The 6,000-nt window shown below is 72.3% G+C and carries 2 protein-coding genes; both read left to right on the forward strand.

Annotated elements, in window-relative coordinates; all coding sequences use genetic code 11:
• Positions 1-39: 39 nt before the first annotated feature.
• Entirely contained in the window at positions 40-4,263 is a 4,224-nt protein-coding gene (locus A5702_RS03165) for an alpha-(1->3)-arabinofuranosyltransferase (protein ID WP_231964978.1), read from the forward strand.
• 126 nt (positions 4,264-4,389) lie between these two features.
• Positions 4,390-5,835, forward strand: coding sequence for a lipase maturation factor family protein (locus tag A5702_RS03170; protein WP_068218185.1), 1,446 nt, complete (start codon positions 4,390-4,392; stop codon positions 5,833-5,835).
• The last annotated feature ends 165 nt before the right edge of the window (positions 5,836-6,000 follow it).

Here is a 6,000-nt window from a genome sequence, read left to right on the forward strand (position 1 = left end):
GGGTGTAGCGGGTCGCCGCCGTCAGACTCAGCGGCGGAATTGGAGGCCGGCGCGCCGGCTTCGTCGTCGCCGGCCGCGCCCGTGTCGCGCCGCTGGCTGTGGTTGGTCGGGGCGATCGCCTGCGCGTTGACGTTCGCCCAATCCCCCGGCCGGGTCTCCCCGGACACCAAACTCGACCTGACCGCCAACCCGCTGCGCTTCCTGGCCCGGGCCACCAACCTGTGGAACAGCGAGCTGCCGTTCGGGCAGGCGCAGAACCAGGCCTACGGGTACCTGTTCCCGCACGGCACCTTCTTCGCCGTCGGCCATCTGCTCGCGGTGCCGGGCTGGGTGACCCAGCGGCTGTGGTGGGCGCTGCTGCTCACGGTCGGCTTCTGGGGGCTGTTGCGGGTCGCCGAGGCGCTGGGCATCGGCAGCCCCGCCTCGCGGGTGATCGGGGCCGTCGCGTTCGCGCTGTCGCCGCGGGTGCTGACCACGCTGGGCTCGATCTCGTCGGAAACGCTTCCGATGATGCTGGCGCCCTGGGTGTTGCTGCCCACGATCCTGGCCCTGCGCGCCACGGCCAACCGGTCGGTGCGGGCGCTCGCGGCGCAGGCCGGCCTGGCCGTGGCGTTGATGGGCGCGGTCAACGCGATCGCCACGCTGGCCGGTTGCCTGCCCGCGGTCATCTGGTGGGCCTGCCACCGGCCGAACCGGTTGTGGTGGCGCTACACCGGGTGGTGGCTGCTGGCGCTGGCGCTGGCGGCGCTGTGGTGGGTGGTGGCGCTGCTGATGCTGCGGGCCATCAGCCCGCCCTTCCTCGATTTCATCGAATCCTCCGGTGTGACAACGCAATGGTCGTCGCTCACCGAGATCTTGCGCGGCACCGACAGCTGGACCCCGTACGTGGCGCCGACCGCCACCGCCGGCGCGCCGCTGGTGACCGGTTCGGCGGCCGTGCTGGCGACCTGCCTGGTCGCGGCGGCCGGGCTGGCGGGGCTGGCCGGCGCGAGGATGCCGGCCCGCGGGCGGTTGGTGACGATGCTGTTGGCCGGCGTGGTGTTGATGGCCGCCGGCTACAGCGGCGGGCTGGGTTCGCCGGTGGCGCACGCCGTGCAGGTGTTCCTGGACGCCGGGGGCGCGCCGCTGCGCAACGTGCACAAGCTGGGCTCGGTGGTGCGGATCCCGATCGCGTTGGGGGTGGCCCAGCTGCTGGGCCGGGTGCCACTGCCCGGGCGGCGGCCCGGGTGGTTGCGCGCGTTCGCCCACCCCGAGCGCGACCGGCGGGTGGCGGTCGCGATCGTGGTGCTGACGGCGCTGATGGTGAGCACCTCGCTGGCGTGGACCGGCCGGCTGACCCCGCCGGGCACTTTCAGCGCCATACCCCGGTACTGGCAGGAGACCGCCGACTGGCTCGACCGGCACAACACCGGGACGCCGGCCCCGGGCCGGGTGTTGGTCGTCCCGGGGGCGCCGTTCGCGACGCAGGTGTGGGGCACCAGCCACGACGAGCCGTTGCAGGTGCTCGGCGGCAGCCCGTGGGGGGTGCGCGACTCCATCCCGTTGACCCCGCCGCAAACCATCCGGGCGCTCGATTCGGTGCAACGCCTGTTCGCCGCCGGGCGCCCCTCGCCCGGTCTCGCCGATACCCTTGCGCGCCAAGGCATTTCGTATGTGGTGCTGCGCAACGACCTGGACCCGGATACGTCGCGGTCGGCGCGCCCCATCCTGGTGCACCGCGCCATCGACGGGTCGCCGGGGCTGCAGAAGGTGGCGCAGTTCGGCGCGCCGGTGGGCCCCGGGACCCTGGCGGGGTTCGTCGCCGACAGCGGGCTGCGCCCGCGCTACCCGGCGGTCGAGGTGTATCGGGTCACCGGCGGTTCGGGCGCGCCGTACTTCGCCGACGTCGACCGGCTGCCCCGCGTCGACGGCGGACCGGAGGTGCTGCTGCGCCTCGACGAGCGGCGCCGGCTCGAGGGCCGGCCGCCGCTGGGGCCGGTGCTGATGAGCGCCGACGCGCGCGGCGCCGGCCTGCCGGTGCCTGCGGTGACCGTCACCGACACCCCGGTGGCCCGCGAAACCGACTACGGCCGGGTGGACCACCACTCGTCGGCCATCCGGGCCCCGGGTGACGCGCGGCATACCTATAACCGCGTGCCCGACTATCCGGTCCCCGGGGCCGACCCGGTCGTCGGCGCCTGGAGCGGCGGGCGGGTCACCGTGTCCAGCTCGTCGTCGGACTCCACCGCGATGCCCGACGTCGCGCCGGCCACCTCGTCCGTCGCCGCCATCGACGGCGACCCGGCGACCGCGTGGGTGTCCAACTCGCTGCAGTCCGCCGTCGGCCAGTGGCTGCAGGTCGACTTCGACCACCCGCTGACCAACGCGGCGATCACCCTCACGCCAAGCGCGACCGCCGTCGGCGCGCAGGTCCGCCGCATCCTGATCGAAACCGCGACCGGCAGCACGACCCTGCGGTTCGACGAGCCGGGCAAGCCGCTCGCCTCCGCGCTGCCCTACGGCGAGACGCCGTGGGTGCGGATCACCGCCGCGGGCACCGACGACGGTTCCCCCGGCGTGCAATTCGGGATCACCGACCTGTCGATCACCCAGTACGACGCGTCGGGATTCGCCCACCCGGTCGAACTGCGGCACACCGTGCGGGTGCCCGGGCCGCCGCCCGGCTCGGCGATCGCGGGCTGGAACCTGGGCTCCGAGCTGCTCGGCAGGCCGGGCTGCGCGCGGGCGCCCGACGGTGTGCGCTGCGCCCCCATCGCCTTGGCCCCGGAGGAGCCGGTCAACCTCAGCCGGACGCTGACCGTTCCCGCGCCGATGTCGGTGACCCCGCTGGTGTGGGTGCGGCCACGGCAGGGGCCCAAGCTCGCCGACCTGATCGCCGAGCCGAACACCACCCGGGCGCGCGGCGACGTTGACCTGGTGGACGTGCTGGGCTCGGCGTATGCGGCGACCGACGGCGACCCGGCCACCGCGTGGACGGCGCCGCAGCGCGTGGTGCAGCACAAGACGCCGCCCACGTTGACGCTCAGCCTGCCGCGACCGACCCAGGTCACCGGGCTGCGCCTGGTGCCCGGCGCCTCCGCGCTGCCCGCCCACCCGACGATGGTGGCGGTCAACCTGGGCGACGGCCCGCAGGTGCGCGCGTTGAAACCCGGTGCGGCGCAGGTTCTTTCGCTCACTCCGCGGGTGACCGACAGCGTCACCGTCAGCCTGCTGGACTGGGAAGACGTCATCGACCGCAACGCGTTGGGCTTCGACCAGCTCAAGCCGCCGGGGCTGGCCGAGGTGGCGGCCCTGGGCGCCGACGGCAACCCGATCGCGCCCGCCGACGCCGCCCGCAATCGGGCCCGCGAGATCACGGTCGACTGCGACCACGGCCCGGTCATCGCGGTCGCGGGCCGCTTCGTGCACACATCGATTCGCACCACCGTGGGCGCCCTGCTCGACGACGAACCCGTCGCCGCGCAGGCGTGCGACCGCGATCCGATCACGCTGCCGGCGGGCCAGCAGGAGCTGTTGATCAGCCCGGGCGCCCAGTTCGTCGTCGACGGCGCCGACCTGTCCTCGCCGGCCGCCGACGCCGGCGCCCCCGCCGTCGCCGCGGCCCCGGTGTGGCGGGCGTGGGGCCCGGATCGTCGCGAGGTGCAGGCGCCCCCGTCGCCCACGTCGCGGGTGCTGGTCATCCCCGAAAGCATCAACCCCGGTTGGGTGGCGCGCACCGGCACCGGCGCGCGGCTGACGCCGGTGGCCGTCAACGGCTGGCAGCAGGGCTGGGTGGTGCCCCCGGGCGACCCCGGCACCATCACGCTGACGTTCCCGTCCAACGCGCCGTACCGGGCGGGCCTGGCGGTGGGGCTGGCCCTGCTGCCGCTGTTGGCCATGCTCGCGCTGTGGCGCACGCGTCGCACGGGGGTCGACGGCGTGCCCGCGTCACCGTGGCGGCCCGGACCGTCGGCGGCGGTCGCGGTGCTGGCGTGCGGGGCGGTGATCGCGGGCGTGGCCGGGGTCGCGGTGATCGGCGCCGCCCTGGGCCTGCGGTATGCACTGCGGCGCCGGGGCCCCGACCGGGCCGCGATGGTGCTCAGCGCGGGCGGGCTGATTCTCGCCGGGGCCGTGCTGTCGCGGCATCCGTGGCGATCGGTTGACGGGTACGCGGGCCATTCGGCGAATGTTCAGCTGCTGGCGTTGATTTCGCTTGCGGTGCTCGCCGCGTCCGCGGTGACGATGCCGTCCGCGGAGCGGACGGAGGAGGAACCGCGGCATTGACTCCCGCGGTGACGATGCCCGAGCGGTCGGGCGCCGAATAGCCTCGGGGGCTTGGCTAGCCGTTTACCGGCTGATTCACTGGATATGCGGGTCTGTGTGACCGCCACCGTCCGAGGAGTTACGGCCATGGGCTGGTTTTCCGCACCCGAATATTGGCTCGGCACAGAGGTGCTCGAGCGGGGCGTCGCGGTGGTCTACCTGCTCGCGTTCGTCGCGGCCGCGGCCCAATTCCGGGCGCTCATCGGGGAACACGGGATGCAGCCCATCCCGCGGTTCCTGGCCGGGCAGTCGTTCTGGCGGACCCCCAGCCTGTTTCACCTGCGCTACTCGGATCGGCTGTTCTCCGGGTTGTCCTGGTTCGGCGCGGCGCTGTCGGCGGCCATCGTCGGCGGTGCGGCCGACGCGGTGCCGCTGTGGGCGGCGATGCTGCTCTGGCTGACGCTGTGGGTGCTCTACCTTTCCATCGTCAACGTCGGGCAGAGCTGGTATGCGTTCGGGTGGGAGTCGCTGCTGCTGGAGACCGGCTTCCTGATGATCTTTCTGGGCAATCACCAAGTGGCGCCGCCGCTGTTGACGTTGTGGATGGTCCGGTTGCTGTTGTTCCGGGTCGAGTTCGGTGCGGGGCTGATCAAGATGCGGGGCGACCCGTGCTGGCGCGACCTGACCTGCCTGTACTACCACCACGAAACGCAGCCGATGCCCGGCCCGTTGAGCTGGTTCTTCCACCATTTGCCCAAGCCGCTGCATCGAATTGAGGTGGCGGGCAACCATTTCTCGCAGTTGATCGTGCCGTTCGGGTTGTTCGCGCCGCAACCGGTGGCCAGCGTCGCCGCGGCGATCATCGTCATCACCCAGCTATGGCTGGTGGCGTCGGGCAACTTCGCCTGGCTCAACTGGGTCACGATCCTGTTGGCGTGCAGCGCGATCGACGATTCCTCGGCGTCCGCGGTGGTCGGCCGGCTCGATCGTCCGGTGTTTTCGGCTACACCGGTGTGGTTCGCGGCCCTAGTGGTCGCGTTCGCGGCTGCGGTGCTGTTCATGAGCTACTGGCCGGTGCGCAACATGTTGTCCTCGCGGCAGCGAATGAACGCGTCGTTCAACTCTTTTCATCTGGTGAACACCTATGGCGCGTTCGGCAGCATCGGTCGCGTCCGCCGCGAGGTGGTGATCGAAGGCACCGACGAAGCCCACCTGACGAACCAGACGGTGTGGAAGGAATACGAATTCAAGGGCAAGCCCGGCGCCGTGCGCCGGCTCCCGCGACAGTGGGCGCCCTATCACCTGCGCTTGGACTGGCTGATGTGGTTCGCCGCCATCTCGCCGGGATACGCGCAGCCGTGGTTGACGCCGTTCCTGCAGCGGCTGCTGCGCAACGATCGGCCCACGCTGCGCCTGTTGCGGCGCAACCCATTTCCCGATGCGCCGCCGCGGTACGTGCGTGCGCTGCTCTACGAGTATCGATTCACCACACCCGCCGAGCTGCGCCGTGACCGGGCCTGGTGGCATCGGACGCTGATCGGCGGGTACGTCCGGCCGATGGCGTTGCCGGCGGCGACGTCACGGCAAGGCTGAGCTATGCGGCGTCGTCGTCATTGTCGGCGCCGCCGTCGCCGTCGTGGAGGAGTCTTTCGGGGTGGTGGAAGGTGTTGGTGCGGGGGCGGCCGCGGTCGTCGGCGTTTGGGTCTCGGTCAACGGGGTCTTGGTCGCCGTCGGTGGCGTCGTCGTCGTCAAGTTCCA

The sequence above is a fragment of the Mycobacterium sp. E3339 genome (genome assembly GCF_001666915.1).
In the GTDB taxonomy this organism is placed as follows: domain Bacteria; phylum Actinomycetota; class Actinomycetes; order Mycobacteriales; family Mycobacteriaceae; genus Mycobacterium.